The organism is Streptomyces sp. NBC_00631 (assembly GCF_045206895.1).
Lineage (GTDB): Bacteria > Actinomycetota > Actinomycetes > Streptomycetales > Streptomycetaceae > Streptomyces.
Window position 1 is genome coordinate 3,550,006 of sequence record NZ_CP107734.1, and the last position, 24,959, is coordinate 3,574,964.

Annotated in this window: 20 protein-coding genes; 13 read left to right on the top strand and 7 right to left on the bottom strand. The window is 70.5% G+C overall.

All coding sequences use genetic code 11. The features are described from left to right. The first annotated feature begins 12 nt into the window (after positions 1-12). Complete coding sequence (gene fabF, locus OHB00_RS16370; protein ID WP_406435566.1) at positions 13-1,275, top strand: beta-ketoacyl-ACP synthase II; 1,263 nt, start codon at positions 13-15, stop codon at positions 1,273-1,275. A gap of 174 nt (positions 1,276-1,449) precedes the next feature. Here fabF and OHB00_RS16375 read toward each other — a convergent pair whose 3' ends face one another. Further along, positions 1,450-1,944, bottom strand: coding sequence for a DUF3145 domain-containing protein (locus tag OHB00_RS16375; RefSeq protein ID WP_093503479.1), 495 nt, complete (start codon positions 1,942-1,944; stop codon positions 1,450-1,452). A gap of 252 nt (positions 1,945-2,196) precedes the next feature. Between OHB00_RS16375 and OHB00_RS16380 the strand changes: the two genes are divergently transcribed. Then, positions 2,197-3,096 carry an SGNH/GDSL hydrolase family protein gene (locus tag OHB00_RS16380; protein ID WP_406435568.1) on the top strand — a complete coding sequence of 300 codons (900 nt, stop codon included), beginning with the start codon at positions 2,197-2,199 and terminating at the stop codon, positions 3,094-3,096. A 22-nt stretch (positions 3,097-3,118) separates the two neighbouring features. Continuing rightward, entirely contained in the window at positions 3,119-4,093 is a 975-nt protein-coding gene (locus tag OHB00_RS16385; RefSeq protein ID WP_406435570.1) for an aldose epimerase family protein, read from the top strand. A gap of 285 nt (positions 4,094-4,378) precedes the next feature. Here the strand turns inward: OHB00_RS16385 and OHB00_RS16390 are convergent, their stop codons facing one another. Beyond that, complete coding sequence (locus OHB00_RS16390) at positions 4,379-5,167, bottom strand: EI24 domain-containing protein (protein WP_406435572.1); 789 nt, start codon at positions 5,165-5,167, stop codon at positions 4,379-4,381. Between the two features lie 237 nt (positions 5,168-5,404). On the opposite strand from OHB00_RS16390, the gene OHB00_RS16395 reads away from it, so the two are divergent. Continuing rightward, a complete protein-coding gene (locus tag OHB00_RS16395; RefSeq protein ID WP_406435574.1) occupies positions 5,405-6,565 on the top strand; it encodes a serine hydrolase domain-containing protein in 1,161 nt (386 codons plus the stop codon). Positions 6,566-6,707: 142 nt separating this feature from the next. Here the strand turns inward: OHB00_RS16395 and OHB00_RS16400 are convergent, their stop codons facing one another. Both OHB00_RS16400 and OHB00_RS16405 read right to left on the bottom strand, forming a co-directional pair. Continuing rightward, positions 6,708-9,533 (bottom strand): NPCBM/NEW2 domain-containing protein, encoded by a 2,826-nt coding sequence (locus tag OHB00_RS16400; RefSeq protein ID WP_406435576.1) that lies wholly within the window; start codon positions 9,531-9,533, stop codon positions 6,708-6,710. A gap of 256 nt (positions 9,534-9,789) precedes the next feature. Further along, the gene (locus OHB00_RS16405; protein WP_406435578.1) at positions 9,790-10,788 is read right to left on the bottom strand and encodes an NADP-dependent oxidoreductase; all 999 of its coding nucleotides are present in this window, start codon (positions 10,786-10,788) and stop codon (positions 9,790-9,792) included. Between the two features lie 91 nt (positions 10,789-10,879). Here OHB00_RS16405 and OHB00_RS16410 point away from each other — a divergent pair, with 91 nt between their 5' ends. Next, positions 10,880-11,329, top strand: a complete 450-nt coding sequence (locus tag OHB00_RS16410; protein ID WP_406435580.1) for a MarR family winged helix-turn-helix transcriptional regulator — start codon at positions 10,880-10,882, stop codon at positions 11,327-11,329. 53 nt (positions 11,330-11,382) lie between these two features. On the opposite strand, the gene OHB00_RS16415 is transcribed toward OHB00_RS16410, so the two are convergent. Then, positions 11,383-11,856: a carboxymuconolactone decarboxylase family protein gene (locus OHB00_RS16415; protein ID WP_406435582.1), complete on the bottom strand. Its 474-nt coding sequence runs from the start codon at positions 11,854-11,856 to the stop codon at positions 11,383-11,385. A 209-nt stretch (positions 11,857-12,065) separates the two neighbouring features. Next, positions 12,066-12,902, bottom strand: coding sequence for a hypothetical protein (locus OHB00_RS16420; RefSeq protein ID WP_406435584.1), 837 nt, complete (start codon positions 12,900-12,902; stop codon positions 12,066-12,068). Positions 12,903-13,103: 201 nt separating this feature from the next. Here OHB00_RS16420 and OHB00_RS16425 point away from each other — a divergent pair, with 201 nt between their 5' ends. The 8 genes from OHB00_RS16425 (at position 13,104) to OHB00_RS16460 (ending at position 23,578) form a co-directional block, all read left to right on the top strand. Continuing rightward, positions 13,104-14,261, top strand: coding sequence for a mandelate racemase/muconate lactonizing enzyme family protein (locus OHB00_RS16425; RefSeq protein WP_406435586.1), 1,158 nt, complete (start codon positions 13,104-13,106; stop codon positions 14,259-14,261). After that, a complete protein-coding gene (locus tag OHB00_RS16430) occupies positions 14,258-15,262 on the top strand; it encodes a zinc-binding dehydrogenase (protein ID WP_406435588.1) in 1,005 nt (334 codons plus the stop codon). The genes OHB00_RS16425 and OHB00_RS16430 overlap by 4 nt, the downstream gene beginning before the upstream one ends. A 114-nt stretch (positions 15,263-15,376) precedes the next feature. Further along, positions 15,377-16,354 (top strand): hypothetical protein, encoded by a 978-nt coding sequence (locus tag OHB00_RS16435; RefSeq protein ID WP_406435590.1) that lies wholly within the window; start codon positions 15,377-15,379, stop codon positions 16,352-16,354. A gap of 130 nt (positions 16,355-16,484) precedes the next feature. Then, positions 16,485-17,594 carry a multiple monosaccharide ABC transporter substrate-binding protein gene (gene chvE / locus OHB00_RS16440; protein ID WP_406435592.1) on the top strand — a complete coding sequence of 370 codons (1,110 nt, stop codon included), beginning with the start codon at positions 16,485-16,487 and terminating at the stop codon, positions 17,592-17,594. A 44-nt stretch (positions 17,595-17,638) separates the two neighbouring features. Then, positions 17,639-19,189: a multiple monosaccharide ABC transporter ATP-binding protein gene (gene mmsA / locus OHB00_RS16445; RefSeq protein WP_406435594.1), complete on the top strand. Its 1,551-nt coding sequence runs from the start codon at positions 17,639-17,641 to the stop codon at positions 19,187-19,189. Continuing rightward, positions 19,186-20,430: a multiple monosaccharide ABC transporter permease gene (gene mmsB / locus OHB00_RS16450; RefSeq protein WP_406435596.1), complete on the top strand. Its 1,245-nt coding sequence runs from the start codon at positions 19,186-19,188 to the stop codon at positions 20,428-20,430. The genes mmsA and mmsB overlap by 4 nt, the downstream gene beginning before the upstream one ends. A 52-nt stretch (positions 20,431-20,482) precedes the next feature. Further along, the gene (locus OHB00_RS16455; protein ID WP_406435598.1) at positions 20,483-21,658 is read left to right on the top strand and encodes an aldose epimerase family protein; all 1,176 of its coding nucleotides are present in this window, start codon (positions 20,483-20,485) and stop codon (positions 21,656-21,658) included. Positions 21,659-21,853: 195 nt separating this feature from the next. Then, a complete protein-coding gene (locus tag OHB00_RS16460) occupies positions 21,854-23,578 on the top strand; it encodes a pyridoxal phosphate-dependent aminotransferase (RefSeq protein ID WP_406435600.1) in 1,725 nt (574 codons plus the stop codon). A 446-nt stretch (positions 23,579-24,024) separates the two neighbouring features. Here OHB00_RS16460 and OHB00_RS16465 read toward each other — a convergent pair whose 3' ends face one another. Beyond that, positions 24,025-24,921: a UTP--glucose-1-phosphate uridylyltransferase gene (locus OHB00_RS16465; protein WP_406435602.1), complete on the bottom strand. Its 897-nt coding sequence runs from the start codon at positions 24,919-24,921 to the stop codon at positions 24,025-24,027. Positions 24,922-24,959: the final 38 nt, after the last annotated feature.

The following is a 24,959-nucleotide window of genomic DNA, read 5'->3' on the forward strand; positions in this document are numbered from 1 at the left end:
GAAAGAATTCCCGTGAGCCCGACCAATCGCACCGTGGTCGTCACCGGTATCGGCGCAACCACACCGCTGGGTGGCGACGCAGCTTCGTTCTGGGAGGCCCTGATCGCCGGCAAGTCCGGCGTCCGCCTCCTGGAGCAGGACTGGGCGGCCGACCTGCCCGTCCGTATCGCGGCACAGATCGCCGTCGAACCGGGTGAGATCATCCCGCGCCCGCAGGCCCGCAAGCTGGACCGGTCCGCGCAGTTCGCGCTGATCGCGGCCAAGGAGGCCTGGCAGGACGCCGGTTTCACCGCCAAGGCCGGTGAGGACGTGGCCGCCAACCCCGACCGGGTCGGCGCCGTCATCGCCTCCGGCATCGGCGGTGTGACGACCCTGCTGGACCAGTACGACGTGCTCAAGGAGAAGGGCGTACGCCGTGTCTCCCCGCACACCGTCCCGATGCTGATGCCCAACTCGCCGGCCGCCAACGTCGGTATCGAGCTGGGTGCGCGAGCCGGTGTGCACACGCCCGTGTCGGCCTGCGCCTCCGGCGCCGAGGCCATCGGGTACGCCATCGAGATGATCCGCACCGGCCGTGCGGACGTCGTCGTGGCCGGCGGGACGGAGGCCGCGGTGCACCCGCTGCCGATCGCCGCGTTCGGCAACATGATGGCGATGTCCAAGAACAACGACGACCCCGAGGGTGCGTCGCGTCCCTACGACTCCGGCCGTGACGGCTTCGTCCTCGGTGAGGGCGCGGGCGTGATCGTCCTGGAGTCCGAGGAGCACGCGAAGGCGCGCGGGGCGCGCATCTACGCCGAGGCGGTCGGCCAGGGCATCTCGGCCGACGCGCACCACATCACGCAGCCGGAGCCCTCGGGCAACGGGATCGCGCACGCGCTGCAGAACCTGCTCGACAACACGGATCTGAAGCCGGCCGAGATCGTGCACGTGAATGCTCACGCGACGTCGACGCCGCAGGGTGACGTGGCCGAGATCAAGGCGCTGCGGAAGGTGTTCGGCGACGACGTCGACCACATGGCCATCTCCGCGACCAAGTCGATGACCGGTCACCTGCTGGGTGGTGCCGGCGGTATCGAGACCGTCGCGTCGATCCTGGCGCTGGTGAACCGGACGGCTCCGCCGACCATCAACCTCGACGACCTCGACCCCGAGGTCAACGCGGATGTGGTGCGGGGTGAGGCACGGCAGCTGCCCGAGGGCAGGATCGCCGCGCTGAACGACTCGTTCGGGTTCGGGGGCCACAACGTGGTCCTTGCGTTCAGGACCGTGTGAGGGACGTTTCAGAACTGCTTGTGGCCCGGACTCCGTTGGATGGAGTTCGGGCCACAGTGCGTTTCGTTGCCGGCTGCGGGCCGGTGGGGGCTTGTCGCGCGGTTCCCCGCGCCCCTGAAGGGGCGCGGGGAACCGCGCGAGAAGACACGACGGCGCCGCAGACGGCGACCGGCGTCAGACCACCTGGTGGAGCCACCTCACCGGGGCGCCCTCTCCCGCGTAGCGGAAGGGCTCCAGTTCGTCGTCCCAGGGCTTGCCGAGCAGCTTGGCGATCTCGGCCTCCAGGGCCGTCTCGCCGCGCTGGGAGCGGGTCAGGGCGGCCCTGAGGCGGTCCTCCGGGATGAGGATGTCGCCGTGGATTCCGGTGACCGCGTGGAAGATACCGAGGTCGGGGGTGCAGCTGTAGCGCTCACCCTCGGCCTTCGCGCAGGGTTCGGCCGTGACCTCGAAGCGGAGCAGGTGCCAGCCGCGCAGCGCGGACGCCAGTTTGGAGGCCGTGCCGACCTCGCCCTGCCAGGAGAACTCGGAGCGCCAGGTGCCGGGGGCGGCCGGCTGGCGGATCCAGTCGAGGTTGACGCGCGTGCCGAGCACCCCGGCGACGGCCCACTCGACGTGCGGGCACAGCGCGCGCGGCGCGGAGTGCACGTACAGAACTCCACGTGTCGTCACCGGAACCTCCGGGCAGAGCGGGACATCTTGCTGGCTGGCTGGCGGCAGTGGCACGACGGCCGCGTTGATGGCGAGGCTACCGTGCGGCGGCGCAAGGAGTGTGACGTACCGTCGGTCCCAGAGCCAGGAAACCTCCGCCATTCACCCAGGGGGACGCTTGTACGGGGGTGGTCCGTTGCAGGGCGGGGGCGGGAACTCCCGTGCGTTGTTATGAAGGGGGACGAACTGACCGACGGAGAGGACCTACGGGGTATGCGCAAGCAGCGACGCCGGCGTTGGCGTGCCCTGGCAGGCGCCGTCGCCGTCACCGCCGCGCTGGGGGTGGCCGGGTGCGACGTCCTGGGCGGTTCCTCCACCGCGACGAAGAGCAAGCAGACGCGGGCCTCGCGGACCGTGCAGGTGTGGGACCGCAGCCCGGCCTCGATCGCGGCAGTCGGTGACTCCATCACCCGCGGTTTCGACGCCTGCACGGTGCTCTCGGACTGCCCGGAGGTGTCCTGGGCGACCGGCACCAGCGACCAGGTGGACAGCCTGGCGGTACGGCTGCTGGGGCGGGCCGGGGCGGCCGACCACAGCTGGAACTACGCGCAGACCGGCGCCCGGATGGCCGACCTGCCGGGTCAGATGGCCGACGCGGTGGTGCGCAGACCGCAGTTGGTGACGGTGATGGTGGGCGCCAACGACGCCTGCCGTACCTCGGTGCGGGCGATGACCTCGGTGGCCGACTTCCGCGCCGGGTTCGAGGACGCGCTGGGCACCCTGCGCAAGGCACTGCCGAAGACGCAGGTGTACGTGGCGAGCGTGCCGAATCTGAAGCGGCTGTGGTCCGAGGGGCGGACCAATCCGCTGGGCAAGCAGGTGTGGAAGCTGGGCATCTGCCCCTCGATGCTCGGCGACGCCGACAACCTGACCAGCGCGGCGACCGTGCGCCGGGACAAGGTGCAGCAGCGGGTCGAGGCGTACAACAAGGTGCTGGAGGAGGTCTGTGCCAAGGACCGGCGGTGCCGGTTCGACGGCGGGGCGGTGTACGCGTACCGGTTCGGGACCGATCAGCTGAGTCACTGGGACTGGTTCCATCCGAGCACCGACGGCCAGTCGAAGCTCGCGGCGATCGCCTACCGCGCCATCACCGCGAAGGAGCCGGTGGCCTAGACCTTGCCTTAGGGTTTTCCACATGAGCGAACTTTTCGGCACACTTTCCGACGGCACCGAGGTGCACCGCTGGACGCTGGAGCGCGCGGGGACCCGGGTAGGGGTGCTGTCGTACGGCGGGATCGTGCAGTCGGTCGAGGTCCCGGACCGGGACGGGCGGACGGCGGACGTGGTGCTGGGGTTCGCCGGCCTGGAGGGCTATCTGGCGAACCCCGGGCCCTACTTCGGCGCCCTGGTCGGCCGGTACGCGAACCGGATCGCGCAGGCCCGCTTCCCGCTGGACGGCGTGACCTGTGCCCTGGAGCCGAACAACGCGCCCAACTCCCTGCACGGCGGCGCCCGCGGTTTCGACAAGCGGGTGTGGGAGGTCGCGGCCGTCGACCACGGGGTGCGGCTGTCGCGGGTGAGCCCGCACGGGGAGGAGGGGTTCCCGGGGCGGCTGGAGGTCGCCGTGACGTACACGCTGGACGCCGCCGGCGCGCTGCGTATCTCCTACGAGGCGGTCACCGACGCGCCCACCGTCGTGAACCTCACCAACCACAGCTACTTCAACCTGGCGGGCTCCGGGAACGCGGGCGGCCACGAGCTGCGGATCGCGGCCTCGCGCTACACCCCCGTGGACGCGGACCTGATCCCGACGGGGGCGCTGGAGGACGTCTCGGGCTCTCGTTTCGACTTCCGTACGGCCCGCAAGGTCGGCTCCGGATACGACCACAACCTCGTCCTCGACAAGGGCGTGACCGAGGGCCCGGTGGAGATCGCCGAGCTGCACGACCCGGGGTCCGGCCGCACCCTGACCGTGGCCACCACCGAACCCGGCATCCAGCTCTACACCGCCGAGCATTTGAGCGGCCCCTTCGCCCCCGGCGACGGTGTCGCCCTGGAGACCCAGCACTTCCCGGACTCCCCCAACCGGCCGGAGTTCCCCAGCACGCGCCTGGAACCGGGGTCGGTGTACCGCTCGGAGACGGTGTACGGCTTCGGTGTGCGGGGCTGACGCAGCCGACGGCACACAAGCCCCGGTCCAGGGGTCAGGTCCCGGACCGGGGCTGCTCAAGGGGGACGTGTCCCGGCTCCGACCTTAGCCGTGACTGTGAGCCTACGGCCGGTGATCCGGCGTCGCGTCGCGATCTCGTACGAACCCTTCACAAACGCCCTCGGGCCGTCTCTCCGCCCCGCACGGCCGGGCCGGGACCGTCCCGGTCGCCGGGCCGGCCTCGCAGCCGCAGTGGAACCACCACCACGCTCCCGTACGCGGCGATCGTGGCGGCGGACGCGTCCTTCAGGAACTGACGGGTTCGTCCGCCCGCTCGTCCTCCTCCGCCGTCTCCTCGCCCAGCAGGTCGCGGGCGAGGAGGGTGGCGCCCGCGACCGCGCCCGGCATCAGGAACACCGCGACGAACGGGACCAGGAAGGCCAGGCCCAGCGGGGTTCCGAAGCCCCACACCAGGGTCTTGCGGGAGCGCAGCAGGGTGAGCCGGGCGCGCAGGTCGACGCCCCGGCGCTGGAGGGCGACGGCGGTGAGTTCCTCGGTGAGGAAGAAGCCGGTCACGAAGAAGCCGACGACGGGGACGACGGTCTGCCCGACGAAGGGCAGGAAGCCGAGGGCGAAGAGGAGCACGCCCCAGAGGCAGGCGCGGACCAGGATACGCAGGCTGTCCCGGGCCGAGATCCACAGCTCGCGCCAGAACGGCAGCCCGGACTCGGGCGCGGTGCCGTCGGGCGAGACGTCCGCGTCGACCTTCTCGGAGAGGTTCTCGTAGAACGGCTGGCCTATCAGCAGTGTCACCGCGGTGAAGGTGAGGACGGCGAACAGCAGGCCGAGGGCGAACAGGACGGCGGTGAGGAACCCGCGGAACAGGCCGAGCCAGGGGCTGGACCAGTCGTCGGCGAACGGGGTGGCCCAGGCGACGAAGTCCTCCCCCCATATCGCGAGGGCGACCAGGGCCGCCGTGTAGAGGACCAGGGCGATCAGGCCGGGCAGCAGACCGAACCCGAACTGCCTGCCGTGCCGGCCGACCCACCGCTGGCCCTTGAGGAGATAACCGAAACCCGCCCCGAGATCACGCATGGCGAAAACTTTACCGGGGCTCGGCAGGGCACCGCGGGGTCGCGCAGGCGTCACCGCATGCCCCGGTTGAGTCGAACAGGCACATCTCGCCGTACCGATCTCAGGAACCGGCAGAGGAGGTAGGCGTGCACCCTGCACCGGCCCCTGCTGCGGGATTGTCCGAGGGGCAGGTCGCCCGGGTGGGTAGGGCGTTGTTCACAGTGGGAGCTGCCCCGGCGGCTCGGTTGAGGAGAACGGATGACGCAGGAGATCACCGTCCAGGGCACGGTCGCGGAGGGCTTCGAGACGGTGCGCGAGGAGTTCGCCGCCTTCGTCGCCGGCGAACCGGCCGACTACGAGGGACAGTTGTGTGCGTACGTCCATGGCCGGCGGGTCGTCGACCTGTGGGCGGGCGAGGGGGCCGACGGGGACTCCCTGTACGGCGTGTTCTCGTCCACCAAGGGGGCGGCGCACCTGGTCGTGGCGATGCTGGTGCAGGACGGCACGCTGGAGCTGGACCGTAAGGTCACCTACTACTGGCCGGAGTTCGGCGCGGAGGGCAAGGGCACGCTGACCCTGCGGGACCTGCTCGCGCACCGGGCGGGCCTGGTCGGCACCGACACCGGGTTCAGTCCGAAGGAGCTGACCGACGACCGGGCGATGGCCGAACGCCTCGCCGACCAGCGGCCGTTCTGGCGGCCGGGCACGGCCTTCGGCTACCACGCCCTGGTGATCGGGGCGCTCACCGGCGAGGTGGTACGGCGCGCGACCGGCCGTACCCTCCAGGACGTGTACGAGGAGCGGGTCCGGGCGCCGTACGGCCTCGACTTCTTCCTGGGCCTGCCGGCCGTGCACGAGCCGCGGTTCCGCACCACCCTGCCGATGCGGCCGACACCCAAGCAGCAGGCCCTGCTCGACTCCCTCCCGTCCGGCCCGCACACCCTCGCGGGGATCGCCTTCAACGAGCACACGGCCGACCCCACGGACCTGACGGCCCTCCCGAACGACCGGCAGGTCCGCGCCAAGGGCCCGGCGTCCTTCGGCGGGGTGGCGTCGGCGCGCGGCCTGGCCGGCATGTACGCGGCCCTGCTCAGCGAGACCGACGGCGAGGCCCCGCTGCTGAAGGAGGACACGGTGGCGGAGTTCGGCCAGTTCCACTCGGTGGGGTACGACCTGGTGGCCCGCGCCCACAAGTCGTACGGCCTGGGCTTCCAGGCGACGGCCGACACCTGGCACCCGTTCCTCGGCGCGGGCACGATCGGCCACAGCGGGGCGGCGGGATCGCAGGCGTTCGCGGACCCGAGGAGCGGGGTCGCCTACGGCTACACGAGGAGGAGGTTCGCGTTCCCGGGCGGCGCGGCCCCGGAGAACGACCGGTTGGCGTCGGCCGTACACAGGGCTGCGCTCGAAGCGCGCTGAGCGCAACCCGCCCAGGGGCGCGGGGCGGTACCGATATGCGGCTGCCGCGGCGTGGGCGCGAACAACCACCGGCCACCCGCACCCGCCGCTGAACCGCACCCCGCAGACGAGTAGGCCGCCCCCGCCCCCTCAAAGGCGCGGCCTACTCACCACACGCGAGCCTCGCCCCACCCCAGTCCGCGTGATCATGCGCGTTCCCGTCCCCGCCGTCCCCGACCACGAGATGCAGCTCCTGGACGCCGGTCACGTCGACGTCCAGCGCCACCCCCGCGGAATCCCCGGTCAGCACCGGCGTCGTCGCCAGCGTGCGCCCGTCCCCGACCAGGGAGAAGACGACCGAACCGTACGGCGCGACCTCGTCGTCGACGCCGACCGTGGCGGAGAACCGGCCGCAGTCGCCCCCGAGATAGAAGGCCACGTCACTGGCCGCGTGCACGCCGAGCCCCTTGTCGAACGCGGCGCCCCGGACGCTGATCGGCCGCCCGTCCCCCGCCGCCTGCTCCCCGTTGGACGAGTCGCGTTCCACCGGCCCCCACCCGTTGTCGGCGGAGACGAAGGACAGGTCGCTCAGGTACGGGTTCCCGGTCGGCGCCGGAATCGGCACCCGCGTGCTCGCGCCGCCGTACGTCCAGTGCCGTACCCCGCCGCGGTCGTAGGTCGCCAGCGGCGCGAACGTGTTGGTCACCGGGGTGTCCGTGGCCGTGGGCGCGGTGACGGTCCAGCTCGCCGTGACCGACCGGCCGGGGGCGACCTTCGCGAAGGTGACCGGCGTGGTGGGGGTGGCCTGCCAGTTCGCCGGGGTGCCCGGGGTCAGGGTGAGGCCGGTGGCCGCGCCGCCGGTCGCCGGAAGGGTGAAGGTGGTGGTGAGGGTTGCCGACGCGCCCCGCTGGATGGTGGCGGGCAGGCCGGCGGTGAGGGCGGCCGGGGGTGCGGCGGCGTGCCGTACGGGGGTGATGGCCAGGTTGTCGAACTCGTCGGTCTGGTAGCCGACGACACCGAGGCCGACCTGTCCTGCCGGGTAGGCGGAGTCGTCCACCGCCCCGACCCGGCGGCCGTCGACGCTCGCGGTGATGGTGGTGCCGCTGAAGCTCAGGGCGAGGGTGTGCCAGTGGCGGGTGCCCAGCGCCCGGGTGGTGCCGGACGCGAGGGTGGTCAGCCGGCCGCCGGTGTCGCTCCTGACGACGGACCAGGCACCCGTGTCGGCGGTCCGCAGGAAGTAGCCCGCCTGGTGGGACTGGGGGCGCTGCTGCTCGCCGGCCCTGCCGATGAGTTCGACGGTGCCGGGCTGCTCCAGGTAGACGTCCGAACTGACCGTGTAGTCCCGCCAGTTCGTGTCTCCGAGCAGGGCGAACGCGTCGCTGTCGTCCTGCCACTCGATGGGCTGCTGCGCCGCCATCTGCCGTACGCACCGCCCCGGCCGGCCGCCGCCGCATGCCGCGGTCTCGAAGGAACCCTGCATGTCGGAGAGGTACTTGGCCTCCCGGCCGGGGGCGGGCCGCTCGAAGGAGTCCCGGTAGGGCAGGGCGAGACGGCCCTGCGGCGGGCTGACGGCGGTGCCGTGGCCCTGGCCGGTGGTGGTGGTCAGGGAGTAGACGTGGCCGGGCTGGAGGGTCACCGAGAAGTGCCCCGCCCGGGGGGTCACGTCCGCGGTGTGGACGAAGCCCCGGCCGCCGGCGGCGAGGTCGGTGGCCCAGATGTGCACGGTGCCGGTCGGCAGCCCGCCGCCGACACTGAAGTCGGCGGTCTGCGCGGTGCTCGCGGTGGAGGTCTCGACGATGGTGCTGTAGGCCGAGTTGTCGGCGGGCTTGAGAGTGACGTAGCTGCCGTCGGTCCGGTCGCCGCCGAGATAGCCGCTCGCCTGGTCGTCGAACTTCCAGCCGGGGCGGGTGACCTGGGTGACCTGGGCGGTGGTCCACAGGCTGGTGCCGAGTCCGTACGCCCCGGACCACGGCTGGTTCGCGGTCGCCAGGCCGACCGTGTCGTACGGCAGGTTGGGGTAGATCGCGGCCAGCAGGGGCCAGTTGAGGTAGGCGGTGTACCGGCCGTCGAGGTAGCCGCGGGTGATGGAGCGGATCAGCGCGCCGGCGCCGGCGTTCTCGTCGAGGGAGCCGTTCTCGCTGGCCCACAGCGGTTTGCCGGTGGCCTGGGCGGTGTCGGAGCTGTAGCAGGTGTCGGCGCTGCCGCCGTCGCCGCCCTCGCAGGGGTAGTGGACGCCGACGGCGTCGACGGAGTCGGCGAACCGCGGGTCGGCGGCGATGGAGTCGGCGACGTCCAGGCCCGAGTCGGCGGCGACGATCCGAACCGGGAGGTGCCGGGCGGCGAGCGCGGTGTGCAGCTTCTCGTACCAGCCGGTGTCGTAGCCGCGTTCGTTCCAGCCGCCCAGGTAGTCGATGTCCAGGCCGTGCTGCCGGGCGCAGCCCAGCCAGTCGACCAGGTAGTCGATCATGTCCTGGGACCAGAAGTCGCCGCCGCCCGGGGTGTTGCCGGTGTTGCCGATCCAGCCGGGGGCGCCCCACGCCAGGCCGTACAGCTCGATGTCCGGGTTGCGCTTCTTGGCCTGCTCCATCAGCCACCACTCGTAGCCGCTGTCGCAGTGCACGGTGCCGCGGGTGTGCTCGATGCTGGGTTCGGAGCCGTCGGTGGAGTTGGTGTCGCCGCCGATCTCCACCTTGAGGAGTTGCAGGGCAGCCCCGTAGCCGGGCTTGAAGAGGTAGTCGAGTATGCGGCTGCGCTGCGGCTCGGGGTAGTCGATGAGCAGCCGGGAGTTGCCTCCGCCGCCGCTGATGGCGCCGATGCCGTCGAAGGTGCGGCCGGTGCCGGCACCGTCCACGGTGATCGTGGTGGGCGGCGGCGTGGCCGTCGTGGTGGCGGCTCGCGCCGACAACGATGTCAGAGCGCCGAGCACGAGCGCGAGGCAACTGATGACCGCGAGCCATGACAGCGCGCGGTACCGGACGGACTGGAGCATGCGGCTCTCCCGACCTGAGACCCAGCGGAGGCGAACACCTCCGCGCACATGGCTACAGGAACGCACAGCTCCCGGGAAGACTTCGGACAGGATCCAACATGGAAACCGGTCGGCGGCTCCCTCGCGCCGGGGCACCCCCGGCGCCCGGCGCGGCGCGCCGGAGGGTGCCTCCGGCGCGCCGCACTCCTCGCCTTCGACGCCCGCTCCGGGATACTCCCGGCCCATCGCCGGAGCCGGACGGGCGTCCGCGGCCCGCTTACAGCTTGACGATCATCTTGCCGGTGTTGTCGCCGCGCAGGACCCCGAGGAACGCCTCCAGGTTGTTCTCGATGCCCTCGACGACCGTCTCGCGGTACTTCAGCTGCCCGGAGGCCACCCACGGGCCGACCTCGGCGACGAACTGCGGCTGCAGGTCGTAGTGGTCGCTGACCAGGAAGCCCTCGATCCGGCCGCGGGTCTGGATGAGCCGGGCGAGGTTCTTCGGGCCGGGGACGGGCTCGGTGCTGTTGTAGACGGAGATCATGCCGCAGACCGCGATCCGGCCGTCCCGGTTCAGCAGGCCGATGGCCGCCTCCAGGTGGTCGCCGCCGACGTTGTCGAAGTAGACGTCGACGCCGTCGGGGGCGGCCGCGCGGAGCTGCTCGCTCACCGGGCCGTTCTTGTAGTTGAAGGCCGCGTCGAAGCCGTACTCCTCGACCAGCAGCTTGACCTTCTCGTCGGAGCCGGCCGAGCCGATCACGCGGGAGGCGCCCTTGAGCTTGGCGATCTGGCCGACCTGGCTGCCGACCGCGCCGGCCGCGCCGGAGACGAAGACCGAGTCGCCCTCCTTGAAGGAGGCGGTGCGCAGCAGGCCGGCGTAGGCGGTGAGGCCGGTCATGCCGAGGACGCCGAGGTACGTCGACAGGGGCGCGGCCGCCGCGTCGACCTTGACGGCGTTCTTCGCGTCCACGACCGCGTACTCGCGCCAGCCGAAGAAGTGCAGGACGTGGTCGCCGGCCGCGATGCCCTCGGCGTTCGACTCGACGACCTCGCCGACCGCGCCGCCCTGCATGACCTTGCCCAGCTCGAAGGGGGCGACGTACGACTTCGCGGCACTCATCCGGCCGCGCATGTACGGGTCGACGGAGAGGTACCTGTTCCGTACCAGCACCTGTCCCTCACCCGGCGTGGGGACCTCCGCCTCGACCAGGGCGAAGTCCTCGGGCTTCGGCCAGCCGACGGGACGGCTGAGCAGGTGCCACTCGCGGTTGATCATGACATGCGCCTTTCCGAAAATACTTCAGTACCTGAAACAACCATGCTCCTGAATATTTCAGGATGTCAAGTAACCGGGTACCCTGGAGTTCATGTCCACCCCACAGCCCACCCCGGCGCAGACCCGCAGACCCGACGCCCTGACCCTGGAGGTCGTCGAGCTCATCGGGGACGTCGTCTCTCGTTTCTACGCCGACTACGAGGAGGCCGCGGGCGAGCACACCCTCACCGGGGCGCAGGCACGGCTGCTCAGTCTGCTGTCGCTGGAGCCGCTGCCGATGCGGAAGCTGGCGCAGAAGCTGAAGTGCGAGCCGTCCAACGTGACGGGGATCGTGGACCGGCTGGAGGCACGCGGGCTCGTGGAGCGGCGGCCGGACCCGGCCGACCGCCGGGTGAAGCTGGCCGCGGCGACGGACGAGGGCCGCCGGGTCGCCCGCGACCTGCGCGAGGGCCTGCGCTTCGCACGCGAGCCGCTGGCGGGGCTGTCGGACGAGGAGCGGCTGTCCCTGCGGGATCTGCTGCGCAGGATGCTGGACGCCTAGGGCGACAGGCCGAAGGGGCCGGCACCCCAGGGCGCCGGCCTCTTCGGGGCGGGTTACGCGAACTGGCCGGGCCGGTAGTCGCCGGCCGGCTGCTGGAAGATGACGTTCAGCCGGTTGAAGGCGTTGATCGCGGCGATCGTCGCCACCAGGGCGACGAGTTCCTCCGAGTCGTAGTGCTTGGCGGCGTTCGCCCAGACCTCGTCCGGTACGCCGCCGGCCGCGTCGGCGATGCGGGTGCCCTGCTCGGCGAGTTCCAGGGCCGCGCGCTCGGCCTCGGTGAACACGGTGGCCTCGCGCCAGGCGCCGACCATGTGGAGGCGCTGCTGGGTCTCGCCGGCGGCGGCCGCGTCCTTCGTGTGCATGTCGAGGCAGTAGCCGCAGCCGTTGATCTGGCTGGCGCGGATCTTCACGAGTTCCAGGGTGGAGTCCGGGATCGACGTCTCGTGGGCGACCTTGCCTGCGCCGACGAAGTGCTTGATCAGCTTGTTGGCGGTGGGGCTGGCGAAGAGGTTCAGACGGGCTTCCATGGTGTGCTCCCTGGGATGTGGCTCAGCGGGTTGCACACCTACGACGGAGCGGGTTCGCCGAATGTGACACGTTTGCTGGATTTGCTTTGGTGGACTTTTTGCGCGCAGGCCGGTGGGGGCTGGTCGCGCCCACGCGGCGGAGCCGCAGATCGGTACGGTCCCGCGCCCCTGCGGGGCGCGAATCACGGAGCGCGTTCGAGAAGTGCCCGCTACGTACACCACCACAGGAACCGGCTGCACGTCTGGCTCGGTGACGGGGCCGGGGCCGACGTCGTGGGGTCTGCGGTCGGGGTCGATGCTCCCGTGGGCGTCGGGGTGGCCGCCGGGGCCGTCCCCGTGCCCGCGCCCGTCGTCGCCGACTGCGCGTTTGGGTCCTTCGGGGACGCCGACGGGGAGTCGGACGCCTTGTCCTTCGAGGAGGACGGGGACGGGGACGCGGAGGGGTCGGCCGAGGCGGAGCCGGTCGCGCCTGTCACGCCGGACGTGCTGTCCAGGGGCTGGGCCGTCGCACCCGGGGACGACGTCGAGGTACCGCCGTCGGTCGTGTCGCCGCCCGCCGAGGCCGGGCCGGGGCTGGTGAAGGGTATGGCGTCCGTGCCGAGTTCGGCGAGGCTCAGGCCGCCGGCAGCCAGTACGCACGCCGCGGTCACCAGCAGGACTCTGCGGCGCCGGCGGCGATGGGCCGCGGCCTTGCGGTCGCGACGGCTCCCGTCGGGGCCGGACGGCTCGTCGAGGTCCTCCTCGGCGGCGTTCTCGGCGGCCCGGCCCCGGCTCCGGCCACCGCGGCCGCGCGCCGCCCTGCGCCGCTCGGCCCGGCCACCCGCCGGCGGTTCGTCGTCCTCGGCGCCTCCGGCGCCCGCGTCGGCCTCCGGGCCGTACCCGTCGGCGCCGGACTCCGGCTCCGCGTACGGCGGTCCACCGGGCTCGGCCGGTTCGGAGGTGCCCGCCTCCCGCGCTGACGCGCGTAGTGTTTCGGCGGCGGTGCCGCACCCCGGGCAGGCGAGGGCGCCGTTGAGGTGCCGTCGGCACGGGTGGCAGTAGTCCATGACGCGGGAAGACTAAGTTCCCCGCGGGTCACTTAACCAGGCACCTCTGTGAAGGTTCCGTGGGGGACCGAAAAAGCTGTCGAAAGTCTTGCCGAAACCGTTACCTGTTCGACCCATTGACACTGCCCTCACCCCGTCCTTACTGTCACGCCAGCATTTCGAACGTGTGACGAAATCTCGAACAGCTGAGGGGCAACTGCCGTGCGCATCACCGGAATCAGCACGCACGTGGTCGGGACGCCGTGGCGCAACCTGACATACGTCCAGGTGCACACCGACGAAGGGATCACCGGAGTCGGCGAGACCCGGATGCTCGGTCACACCGACGCGCTGATCGGCTACCTGCGGGAGGCCGAGGCCAACCACATTCTCGGTTCGGACCCGTTCGCAGTGGAAGACCTCGTGCGCCGGATGAAGTACGGCGACTACGGCCGTGCGGGTGAGATCGTGATGTCCGGCATCGCCGTGATCGAGATGGCCTGCTGGGACATCAAGGGCAAGGCGCTGGGCGTGCCGGTGTGGCAGCTGCTCGGCGGCAAGGTGACCGACAAGGTCAAGGCGTACGCCAACGGCTGGTACACCACCGAGCGGACCCCGGAGGCCTACCACAAGGCCGCCCAGGGGGTCATGGAGCGCGGGTACCGGGCGCTGAAGATCGACCCGTTCGGCACCGGGCACTTCGAGCTCGACCACGAGCAGACGCTGTACGCGGTCTCCCTGATCGAGGCCGTGCGCGACGCGATCGGCCCGGACGCCGAGCTGATGCTGGAGATGCACGGCCGCTTCTCCCCCGCCACGGCCGTCCGCCTGGCCAACGAGCTGGCGCCCTTCAAGCCCGCCTGGCTGGAGGAGCCCTGCCCGCCGGAGAACCTGAAGGCGCTGGAGAAGGTCGCCGCCAAGGTCGACATCCCGGTCGCCACCGGTGAGCGCATCCACGACCGGATCGAGTTCCGCGAGCTCTTCGAGAGCCAGGCCGTCGACATCATCCAGCCGGACGTCGGCCACATCGGTGGCATCTGGGAGACCCGGAAGCTCGCCGCCACCGCCGAGACGCACTACGTGCTGGTCGCCCCGCACAACGTCGGCGGCTCCGTGCTCACCGCCGCCTCCCTCCAGGTCGGGTTCACCTCCCCGAACTTCAAGATCCTGGAGCACTTCAACGACTTCGCCGACGCCGAGATCAAGAAGGTGGTCAAGGGGGCGCCGGAGGTCGTGGACGGCTACTTCCACCTCTCCGACGCGCCGGGTCTCGGGGTCGAGTTCGACGCCGACGCGGCCGCCGAGTTCCCGCAGCAGCAGGCCCGGTTCGACCTGTGGGCCGAGGGCTGGGAGCAGCGCAAGCCGAAGGGCACGAAGTGAGTTCACAGGTCGTCGTGGAGGCACCGGGCGCCCACCGGGTCGAGGGGCACACGCCCCGCGAGCCCGGTCCCGGCGAGGCGCTGGTCTCCGTGCACGCCGTCGGGATTTGCGGAAGCGACCGGGAGGTGTACCAGGGGAACCGGCCCGAGGGGTATGTGCGCTACCCGCTGACGCCCGGCCACGAGTGGTCGGGGACCGTGTCGAAGGTGGGCCCCGGCGTGCCCGTCTCGCTCGTCGGCCGCAAGGTCGTCGGCGAGGGGTTCCGGAACTGCCAGGTGTGCGACCGCTGCCACGCCGGCGAGTCCACCCTGTGCACCGACGGCTACGAGGAGACCGGCTTCACCCAGCCGGGCGCCATGGCCGCCACCCTCACCCTCCCGGCCCGCCTGCTGCACGCCCTCCCCGACGACGCCGACCTCACGGCCGCGGCCCTGCTGGAGCCCGCCGCCTGCATCGCGGCCGCCGCCCTCAAGGGCAACGCCCAGCCGGGCGAGCGGGTCGCTGTGGTCGGCACCGGCACGCTGGGCATGTTCGCCGTGCAGTTCCTGCGCGCGATCTCGCCGAGCGCACTGCTGGTGGTCGGGACGCGGAACGACCGGGAGGCGATGTCCCGGCAGTTCGGGGCGACCGACTTCCGCACGAAGAACCAGGAACTGCCCGACGACTTCGACGTCGTCATCGAGACCGCCGGGTCCGCGTCCGCCGCGCGCACCGCCGCCTCCCTGCTCAGGCGCGGCGGACGCCTGGTCCTGACCGGTATCCCGGCCCCAGGCGCCGAGGGCCTGGACCCGACCGAACTCGTCGTTCGGCAACTGGAGGTGCACACCGTCTTCGGGGCACCGCCGGACGCCTGGGCGCACACGGTCCGCGTCTTCGGGGCCGGTCTCCTCGACCCGTTGCCGCTGGTCACGCACGAGCTGCCGCTGACCGAGTTCCCGCAGGCCATCGAGCTGGTGGGGGCCGGTGATCCGAAGGTGGGCAAGGTGCTGCTCCGCCCCTAGTCGTACGCCGGTCGCGGCGTGCCCTGACCTCGCCGTGGCCGGCGTACCACCAAAGCTTTTTCTCTGCCCCGAGCCGCGAACCTTGTCCGAAATACCGAACACGAAGGACAGCTTGTGACGACCGACGCTTCCGTTACGGCGGCCCGCCGACCCGGTGAGCAGGCGCTCACCGCCCTCGGTCTGGGCGCGCCCGCCCTCGACCCCGCCGACGCCTCCGCCCACAGCTTCCCGGGCGGCGGCAAGTGGCGCACCGAGATCCCCTCCTGCGAGGGTCCCGAGGCGCTGGCCGTCGTCCTCAAGGAGTCCTCGCGGCTCGACGTACCGATCCACCGGATCAGCCAGGGCAGCGGCGTCTGGATGCTCACCGACGCCGAGATCACCGAGATGGTCGAGGCGACGAACGAACGGGACATCGAGCTCTGCCTGTTCACCGGACCGCGCGGCACCTGGGACATCGGCGGCTCGGTGCGCTCCGACTCGCGGGGGGCCGGACTGCGCGCCCGCGGCCACGACGCCGTCGCCGGGTGTGTCGAGGACGCCGTCCGGGCGACCGAGCTGGGCGTCAAGTGCCTGCTGGTCGCCGACGAGGGCGTGCTGTGGACGCTGCACCGGGCCCGGCAGGCCGGGATCATCCCGGCGGACACCACGCTGAAGGTGTCCGCGCTGATCGGCCCGGTCAACCCCGCCTCGTACTCGGTCTTCGAGCACCTCGGCGCCGACTCCGTCAACGTGCCGAGCGACCTGACGCTCGATCACCTCACCGAGATCCGGCGGGTGTCGGGCGCCCCCATGGACATGTACATCGAGGCCCCCGACGACCTCGGCGGCTACGTCCGGATGTACGAGGTCGCCGAGCTGATCCGGCGCGGCGCGCCGGTGTACCTGAAGTTCGGTCTGTCCAAGGCCCCCGGCATCTACCCGTGGGGCAACCACCTGCGGGACGTGACCCTCAGCACCGCCAAGGAGCGGGTGCGGAGGGGGCGGCTCGCCCTGGACCTGCTCGCGCGGCACGGGGCGGACGGGGACATGGCGCCGCTCGGGTCGCGGTTGCCGGGGGCTCTTCGCCGGTTCCCCACCGAGGGTTCTGCCTGACGAACGTTGGGAACTGCGGGTCCGTCGTGGCTGGTCGCGCCCACGCGGCGGAGCCGCAGATCCAATACAGCCCCGCGCCCCTTCGGGGCGCTTCAACCTCTCAACGACGAGAAGAACAGGGACCGATCACATGCGTACTCGTAGAAGCGCCCTCACCCTCATAGCCGGGGCCGCCTCGCTCGCCCTGACCCTGTCCGCGTGCGGGCAGAGCAGTGAAGGCGGCAGCAAGGAGGACACGGGCAGCGCCAAGGGCGGCACCATCGGCATCGCGATGCCGACCAAGTCCTCCGAGCGCTGGATCAACGACGGCAACAACGTCGTCAAGAACCTCCAGTCCAAGGGCTACAAGACCAAGCTGGTCTACGGCGAGGACGACCCGGACACCCAGGTCTCCCAGATCGAGAACCTGATCACGCAGGGCGTCAAGGGCCTGATCATCGCGGCCATCGACAACAAGTCCCTGAACAACGTGCTGCAGGAGGCCGCGGACGCCAACATCCCGGTCATCGCCTACGACCGGCTGATCCTCGGCACGAAGAACGTCGACTACTACGCGTCCTTCGACAACGAGAAGGTCGGTGTCGAGCAGGGCACGTACATCGTGCACAAGCTGGGCCTGGACAGCGGCAAGAAGGGCCCGTTCAACATCGAGCTGTTCGCCGGCTCCAACGACGACAACAACACCAAGTACTTCTTCAACGGCGCGATGAGCGTGCTCCAGCCGTACATCGACAAGAAGCAGCTGGTGGTCAAGTCCGGCCAGACCGCGCTGAACAAGGTCACCACGCTCCGCTGGGACGGCGCCACCGCGCAGTCGCGCATGGAGGACATCCTCACCTCCTCCTACAAGTCGGCCAAGGTCGACGCGGTGCTCTCGCCGTACGACGGCATCTCGATCGGCATCATCGCCGCGCTGAAGTCGGACGGCTACGGCTCCAGCAGCCAGCCGCTGCCCGTCATCACCGGGCAGGACGCCGAGCTGGCCTCGGTGAAGTCGATCATCGCGGGCGAGCAGACGCAGACCGTCTACAAGGACACCCGGCAGCTCGCCAAGGTCGCCGCGACCATGGTCGACGACGTCCTGAACAAGAAGACCCCGCAGGTCAACGACACCAAGACGTACAACAACGGCACCAAGGTCGTTCCCGCCTACCTGCTGCAGCCGGTGAGCGTCGACAAGTCCAACTACGAGGACGTCCTGGTCAAGGGCGGCTACTACACCGACGCCGAGCTCAAGTGACCCCCGTCCCCCACTAGTTGTCCTACTGATTGGAAGGCACGACCATGGCGGGACCCGTCCTGGAAATGCGCTCGATCGTCAAGACCTTTCCCGGTGTCAAGGCGCTGTCGGACGTCACTCTGACCGTCCGCCAGGGCGAGGTCCACGCCATCTGCGGGGAGAACGGCGCCGGCAAGTCGACCCTCATGAAGGTCCTCTCCGGCGTCCACCCGCACGGCAGTTACGAGGGAGACATCCTCTTCGAGGGGGAGCTCTGCAAGTTCGGTGACATCCGGGCGAGCGAGCAGCGCGGCATCGTCATCATCCACCAGGAGCTGGCGCTGTCCCCGTACCTCTCGCTGGCGGAGAACATCTTCCTCGGCAACGAACACGCCAAGGGCGGGTTCATCGACTGGCGGGAGACCCTGCGGCACGCCACCGAGCTGCTGCGCCGGGTCGGTCTCGACGACCACCCGGAGACCCGCGTCACCGACATCGGCGTGGGCAAGCAGCAGCTGGTGGAGATCGCGAAGGCGCTGTCGAAGAAGGTGAAGCTGCTCATCCTCGACGAGCCGACCGCGGCCCTGAACGACGAGGACAGCGGCAAACTCCTGGACCTGATCCTGGAGTTGAAGAACCAGGGCATCACCTCGATCATCATCTCGCACAAGCTCAACGAGATCCGCCGGGTCGCCGACTCGGTGACGATCATCCGGGACGGCCACTCCATCGAGACCCTCGACGTGAAGTCGGAGGAGACGACCGAGGAGCGGATCATCTCGGGCATGGTGGGCCGCGACCTGGACCACCGCTTCCCCGAGCGCACCGCGTACGAGGGCGAGGAGGACGCGGCGCCGGCCCTGGAGATCCGCGACTGGACCGTGCGGCACCCGATCGACCACGAGCGCAAGGTCGTCGACGACGTGTCGATCCACGTCCGGCGCGGCGAGATCGTCGGTATCGCGGGCCTGATGGGCGCGGGCCGCACCGAACTCGCGATGAACGTCTTCGGGCGCACCTACGGCCGTTACGACGGCGGCACGGTCCTCAAGGACGGCACGGAGATCCGTACCAAGTCGGTCGCCGAGGCGGTCGGGCACGGCATCGCGTACGTCACCGAGGACCGCAAGCACTACGGTCTCAACCTCATCGACACCATCAACCGCAACATCTCGCTGACCGCGCTGAAGAAGGTGGCCAGGCGCGGGATCGTGGACGAGCACGAGGAGCGGCAGGTCTCCGAGGGCTACCGCAAGTCCATGAACATCAAGGCGCCGACGGTCTTCGAGCCGGTGGGCAAGCTGTCGGGCGGCAACCAGCAGAAGGTCGTCCTCAGCAAGTGGATCTTCGCGGGTCCTGACGTGCTGATTCTCGACGAACCGACCCGCGGGATCGACGTGGGCGCCAAGTACGAGATCTACACGGTCATCGACCAGCTCGCCGCCCAGGGCAAGGCGGTCGTCTTCATCTCCTCCGAGCTGCCCGAACTGCTCGGCATGTGCGACCGCATCTACACCATGGCCGCGGGCCGCCTGACCGGTGAGGTGCCGCGCGCCGAGGCCACGCAGGAAGTGCTGATGCGCCATATGACGAAGGACAAAGAGGTATCGCGATGAGCACGGATGTCACCGCCAAGAGCCCGGCGCCCGCGCCGCCGGGCAAGAGCGGATCGGCCGCCGACGGGAACCTGCTCCAGCTGGTCCTCGCCGGGCTGCGCCGCAACATGCGCCAGTACGGCATGCTGATCGCGCTCGGTCTGATCGTCGCCCTGTTCGCCGTGTGGACCGACGGGGATCTGCTGCTGCCGCGCAACGTCTCCAACCTGGTGCTGCAGAACAGCTACATCCTGATCCTCGCCATCGGCATGATGATGGTGATCATCGCCGGGCACATCGACCTGTCGGTCGGCTCGCTGACCGCGTTCGTGGGCGCCTTCGCGGCCGTGCTGACGGTCAATCACGGGGTGCCCTGGCCGGTCGCGTTGATCCTGTGCCTGGTGATGGGCGCCGTGGCCGGCTCGATGCAAGGGTTCCTGATCGCCTACCTGGGCATACCGTCGTTCATCGTCACCCTCGCCGGGATGCTGCTCTTCCGCGGTCTCACCGAGATCCTGCTCCAGGGGCAGACCATCGGCCCGTTCCCCAACGGCCTGCAGAACCTGGGCAACGGCTTCCTCCCCGCGGTGGGCCCGAACACCAACTACCACAACATCACGCTGCTGCTGGGCATCGTGCTGATCGCCGCGGTGGTCTGGCAGGAGTTCCGCGACCGGCGCCGCCAGCAGGAGTTCGCCCTGGACGTGCCGCCCACCCGGCTGTTCCTGCTGAAGCTGACCGCGCTGGTCGCCGCCATCCTCGTCATGACCATGCTGCTCGCCAGCTACAAGGGCGCCCCGATCATCCTGATCGTCCTGGGCGCGCTGGTCGTCGGCTACGGCTACGTGATGCGCAACGCGGTCTTCGGCCGGCACATCTACGCGATCGGCGGCAACCTGCCGGCGGCGAAGCTGTCCGGCGTCAAGGACAAGAAGGTCTCCTTCTACGTCTTCCTGAACATGGGCGTGCTCGCGGCCCTGGCCGGTCTGGTGGTCGCGGCCCGGCTGAACGCGGCCTCGCCCAAGGCGGGCGACGGCTTCGAACTGGAGGCGATCGCCTCCTCGTTCATCGGCGGCGCCTCCATGAGCGGCGGTGTCGGCACCATCCTCGGTGCCATCATCGGCGGTCTCGTCCTCGGCGTGCTGAACAACGGCATGAACCTCCTCAGCGTCGGCACCGACTGGCAACAGGTCATCAAGGGCCTCGCCCTCCTCGCGGCGGTGGGCTTCGACGTGTGGAACAAGCGCAAGTCCGGTTCGTAAGTCAGCTCGGGCCCCGCCGGAAGGCGGGGCCCCACCTTTGTGGGAGCCGCACATGGAACTGAACAGACGCACGGTCATCGCAGGAGCCGCGGCGGCGGGCATCGCCGCCACCACCCTCGGCACGACAGCGACATCAGCCGCTGCCGCGGGTGCCGAGGCCGCCTCGGGAGGCAGGAAGCCGGTGAAGGAGTCGTTCGGGAAGCTCGCCGACGGCACGAAGATCTACCGCTGGTCGCTGGAGAACGGCGGCACCCGGCTGAAGGTCCTCAACTGGGGCGGTGTCGTCCAGAGTCTGGAGATCCCGGACCGGCGCGGCCACTACGCCAACGTCTCGCTGGGCTTCGACAACATCGACGACTACGTCGCCAAGACCCCGTACTTCGGCGCCCTCATCGGCCGCTACGGCAACCGCATCGGCAAGGGCCAGTTCACCCTGGACGGCAAGAGCTACCAGCTCTCCGTCAACGACGGTGCGAACAGCCTGCACGGCGGCACCCAGGGCTTCGACAAGCACGTGTGGGACGTCGAGCCGTTCGTGAAGGGCTCGGACGTCGGTCTCGTCCTGCACTACACCAGCGTCGACGGCGAGATGGGCTACCCGGGCACGCTCAAGGTGAAGGTGACGTACACCCTCACCCGACGCGGCGAGTGGATCATCGACTACCAGGCCACGACCGACAAGGCCACGGTCGTCAACCTCACCAGCCACGTCTACTGGAACCTCGCCGGCGAGGGCAGCGGGACCGTCGAGGACCACGAGCTGACCATCGCGGCGGGCCGGTACACGCCGACGGACTCCGGCCTGATCCCCACCGGTGAGCTGGCCACCGTCCACGGCACCCCGTTCGACTTCCGGGAGACGAAGACGATCGGGCGGGACATCCGGGCCGGGCACGTCCAGCAGGTGCAGGCCAAGGGCTTCGACCACAACTGGGCCCTGGACAAGGGCGTCACCGCGAAGCCCGAGCACGTCGCCATGCTGCGCGACCCGCGCTCCGGCCGCACCCTGAAGATCGCCACCGATCAGCCGGGTCTGCAGTTCTACTCCGGCAACTTCCTCGACGGGACGCTGACGGGGACGGGCGGGCGGACCTATCGGCAGGGTGACGCGCTGTGCCTGGAGACACAGCACTTCCCGGACTCGCCGAACCACGCCGGCTTCCCGTCGACCGTGCTGCGGCCGGGGCAGGTCTACAGGACTCGGACGGTCCACACGTTCGACGCCTGAGGCGCGTGGGCGCGGCCGGTAAGGGGCTGGTCGCGCCCACGCCGGGGAAGAAACGTGAACTCACACTTTTTTCACACCGGTTGAACAGCGCCACACCCCCCTCCGTACTCAAGGGCGGCCCGTGCTCCCCCGCGCGAGCCGCCCAGGACGACGGGCCCGAACGTCCCCATCGGGCCCGCCTCATACGGAGGTTCAATGGCCGGCAGCGTCACCTCGTTGTTCCGCAGCGGTGCTCACAGCCCGTCGATGGCGGCGCTGACCCGTGAGGGTGGCGACGGAACCGGTCCGGTCGACTTCTGCATTCCCTGCAACCCCTACTTCCCCACCCCGGCCATGATGGAAACGATGGCCGCCCGGCTGAAGGACATCATCACCTTCTACCCGAGCAGCGCCGACACCATCACCGCCGAGCTGTGCCAGCTCCTCCAGCTCCCGCCGCAGGCCGTGGCCATGGGCAACGGGTCCACCGAGCTGATCACCTGGATCGACCACCTGCTGGTCCGCGAGTCCCTCGCCATCCCCGTCCCCACCTTCGGCCGCTGGACCGACCAGCCGATGGAGACCGGCAAGCGCGTCGACATGTTCCCGCTCCAGGAGTCCAACGGCTTCGCCCTGGACCTCTCGCAGTACGCCGAGTTCATCCGCAAGCGAGGCACCAGGGTCGCCGTCATCTGCAACCCCAACAACCCCGACGGCGGCTTCCTGCACAAGCAGGCGCTGGTGCAGTTCATGGACGCCATGGCCGACCTGGACCTGGTCGTCATCGACGAGTCGTTCCTGGAGTTCGCGGACGCCGAGGCCGAGCCCAGCGTCGTCCAGGAGGCCATGCTGCGGCCGAACGTCATCGTGCTGCGCAGCCTCGGCAAGAACTTCGGCCTGCACGGCATCCGCTTCGGCTACATGGTCGCCAACCCCTCGCTGGCCGGCAAGGTCCGCTCGATGCTCCCGAAGTGGAACCTCAACGCGTTCGCCGAGTACGTCGTCTTCATGCTCAAGGAGCACGGCGCCGAGTACGCGCAGAGCCTGCGCCAGGTGCGCAAGGACCGCCTGGAGATGGCCAGCCAGCTCGCCACCCTGCCCGGTCTGACGGTCTATCCCTCGCAGGGCAACTTCCTCTTCGTGCGCCTTCCCGTCGGCGCCGAGGGCACCGTGGTGCGGGACCGGATGCTCACCGAGCACCGGATCCTGGTCCGCGAGTGCGGCAACAAGATCGGGTCTTCCAGCCGCTTCCTGCGTCTCGTGGTGCGCCCCGAAGTGGACGTGCGTCGCCTGGTGTCCGCCATGGAACAGGTGCTCTACGGGACCAGGAGGGGAGCCGCCGTGCCCGAGCTGAGCACCGGGACCAGCTACAGCTCGGGTACGGCGGCGGTGGACCGGCTGGTGAGCGAGACCAACGGGGCGGGCCTGCAGCTCGCCCAGGCCGTCGGCGCGGGACCCGTTCCGGGGCTCGCCGCCGCTCCCGCCGCCGGCGTCGGCATGCCGCTCCCCGTCGCCGCGCAGCAGGGCGGCGTCGGGATGCCGATGCCGGCGGCAGCCATGCAGATGCCGCAGCCTCAGCAGATGCAGCAGCCGATGATGGCACCGGTGCCCCAGATGGCACCGGCGGCCCAGATGGCACCGGCGGCCCAGATGGCACCGGTGGCCCAGATGGCACCGGTGGCACCAGCGGCCCAGATGGCACCCGCGCCGGCACCGGCGCCGATGCCCATGCAGATGCCGACACCCGTCCCGGCACCGGCTCCCGCCCCGGCCGGCCCCACGCCACCCGGGGTCCCGGCGCGGGGTGGTCTCACGGCCGCCCAGGTACGCGGGATGACGGCGCCCGCACCCCCGGTCCCGGACCTGGCTCCGGCGCCGGCCACCGGCTGGCCGAACGCCCAGAGCTGGCCGAACGCGGCGGGCATGGGACAGGCCGGCTAGTCGCCGTAGACGGTGCGGCGCGTCGCCGGGCGCGGCCATGCCATGGCTGGTCGCGCAGTTCCCCGCGCCCCTTTGGCGGCGCTGAGGCCGGGCGGAGTCACACGCCACCGTGGCTGGTGGCGTCCTCGGTCACTTCCTGGGCCCCGGCGACGAGGTCCCGTACGAGCTCCTGCTGGGGGTCTTCCCGCGGGCCGACAGGCCCGCGGTGGAGGGCCGGGCCAAGGGGTTGCCGAAGGCGACGGAAGCTGCCGGGAAGTGGGGGAAACGGCGCGGTGCCCGTCCGCGTCGAACGCGAACGGGCACCGGATCGAGCGCCGGGCAGGCCTTGCACCTGCATTTCCCCGCAGGAAGCGGGGCGTCTTTCCTTGGACCACCAACGCAGCACCAGCCACCGTCGGTCACGGCGACCAGCTCGGTAACGATCATACCGTACGCCGTGCGGCGCCCTACCCCTCGTCGAGCTTGCTGACCAGGCCGCGCAGCACCGGCCCGTACTCGGGGTGGGCGAGGGCGAAGGCCATCTGGGCGACGAGGTAGTCGGCCGGGTTGCCGGTGTCGTACCAACGGCCCTGGATGACCTGCCCGTACACGGCCCGGCTGGTGGCGTAGGCGTTGATGGCGTCGGTCAGGTACACCTCGCCGGTCCGGTGCTCGTACCAGCGGCGGGTCTGCTCGCGCAGCTCGTCGATGATGCCGGGGGTGACGACGTAGCCGCCGATGGCCGCGTACGGCGACGGCGCGTCGGCCGGCGCGGGCTTCTCGACGAGGCCGGTGATGCGCAGCTGGCCGTCGCCGAGGTCCTCCTTGACTATGGGCACGCCGTAGCGCTGGGAGTCGGCGGGGTCCATGGGCAGCAGGGCCAGCACCGGGCAGCCGGTCTGCTCGTAGGCGCGGATCAGCTGCTGGGCCCGCGGCACCTCGGCGACGAACACGTCGTCGGGCCAGAGCACGAGGACGGGCTCGTCGCCGAAGGAGCGGGCGGCGTTCAGCACGGGCGTGCCGTTGCCGTACGGGCCGTACTGGTCGAGGTAGGTGATGTGCCCCTTGCGGGCCAGCTCGGCGACCTCCTCGACGGCGTCCGCGTAGGCGGTCTTCCCGTCGCCGCGCAGTTGCTCGACGAGTGCCGGGTTGGGCCGGAAGTGGTCCTGGATCAGGCTCTTGCCGCCCGAGACGACGATGGTGATGTCGGTGATCCCGGAGTCCACCAGCTCACGCACCGTGTGCTCGATCACCGGTTTGTCACCGACCGGGAGCATCTCCTTCGGCGTGGCCTTGGTCAGGGGCAGCAGGCGGGAGCCCAGTCCGGCGGCGGGGATCACGGCCCTGCGGATCGTCGGGGACATCAGGTCTCTCTCGGTCGGGCGGCAAGGGGGACGGCGTA

Excerpts from the sequence above, each read along its gene's own strand:
- OHB00_RS16380 (WP_406435568.1), top strand. The coding sequence starts at position 2,197 with ATGCGCAAGCAGCGACGCCGGCGTTGGCGTGCCCTGGCAGGCGCCGTC.
- OHB00_RS16385 (WP_406435570.1), top strand. The coding sequence starts at position 3,119 with ATGAGCGAACTTTTCGGCACACTTTCCGACGGCACCGAGGTGCACCGC.
- OHB00_RS16390 (WP_406435572.1), bottom strand. The coding sequence starts at position 5,167 with ATGCGTGATCTCGGGGCGGGTTTCGGTTATCTCCTCAAGGGCCAGCGG.
- OHB00_RS16395 (WP_406435574.1), top strand. The coding sequence starts at position 5,405 with ATGACGCAGGAGATCACCGTCCAGGGCACGGTCGCGGAGGGCTTCGAG.
- OHB00_RS16400 (WP_406435576.1), bottom strand. The coding sequence starts at position 9,533 with ATGCTCCAGTCCGTCCGGTACCGCGCGCTGTCATGGCTCGCGGTCATC.
- OHB00_RS16405 (WP_406435578.1), bottom strand. The coding sequence starts at position 10,788 with ATGATCAACCGCGAGTGGCACCTGCTCAGCCGTCCCGTCGGCTGGCCG.
- OHB00_RS16410 (WP_406435580.1), top strand. The coding sequence starts at position 10,880 with ATGTCCACCCCACAGCCCACCCCGGCGCAGACCCGCAGACCCGACGCC.
- OHB00_RS16415 (WP_406435582.1), bottom strand. The coding sequence starts at position 11,856 with ATGGAAGCCCGTCTGAACCTCTTCGCCAGCCCCACCGCCAACAAGCTG.
- OHB00_RS16420 (WP_406435584.1), bottom strand. The coding sequence starts at position 12,902 with ATGGACTACTGCCACCCGTGCCGACGGCACCTCAACGGCGCCCTCGCC.
- chvE (WP_406435592.1), top strand. The coding sequence starts at position 16,485 with ATGCGTACTCGTAGAAGCGCCCTCACCCTCATAGCCGGGGCCGCCTCG.
- mmsA (WP_406435594.1), top strand. The coding sequence starts at position 17,639 with ATGGCGGGACCCGTCCTGGAAATGCGCTCGATCGTCAAGACCTTTCCC.
- mmsB (WP_406435596.1), top strand. The coding sequence starts at position 19,186 with ATGAGCACGGATGTCACCGCCAAGAGCCCGGCGCCCGCGCCGCCGGGC.
- OHB00_RS16455 (WP_406435598.1), top strand. The coding sequence starts at position 20,483 with ATGGAACTGAACAGACGCACGGTCATCGCAGGAGCCGCGGCGGCGGGC.
- OHB00_RS16460 (WP_406435600.1), top strand. The coding sequence starts at position 21,854 with ATGGCCGGCAGCGTCACCTCGTTGTTCCGCAGCGGTGCTCACAGCCCG.
- OHB00_RS16465 (WP_406435602.1), bottom strand. The coding sequence starts at position 24,921 with ATGTCCCCGACGATCCGCAGGGCCGTGATCCCCGCCGCCGGACTGGGC.